We start from the raw sequence: 270 nt of genomic DNA, 5'->3' as shown, positions 1-270 counted from the left end.
CGTTAAGCATGGTGCTCGGCGTGGGCAATAGCGCGCGCTAAATCTTCCGGTGTATCAACACCCATCGCCGGAGGCACACAGGCATCAGCGACATGAATACTTTCCCCCTGCCACAACACCCTTAGCTGTTCCAGCGCCTCAATTTGCTCCAGCGTGGAAACCGGCCAGCTGACATAATCCTGAATAAAGCCGGCACGATAGGCGTAAATGCCAATGTGCCGCCGGTAATGTTGGCTTAGCGCTGTCTGAAATGCCTGATCACGGTCAAAC

1 protein-coding gene is annotated in these 270 nt (G+C 54.8%); it reads right to left on the bottom strand.

All coding sequences use genetic code 11. The annotated features are described in order from the left end of the window. Window positions 1-2 precede the first annotated feature (2 nt). The coding region (locus tag MKD49_RS25960) for a cytidylyltransferase domain-containing protein (protein ID WP_371925519.1) at window positions 3-270 on the bottom strand (268 nt) is incomplete at its 5' end.

Origin of the sequence: Herbaspirillum sp. WGmk3 (assembly GCF_023952535.1) — a bacterium.
GTDB lineage: Bacteria > Pseudomonadota > Gammaproteobacteria > Burkholderiales > Burkholderiaceae_D > Herbaspirillum > Herbaspirillum huttiense.
Note: the sequence above shows the minus strand (reverse complement) of the source record. Positions and strands in the feature narration are given on the sequence as shown.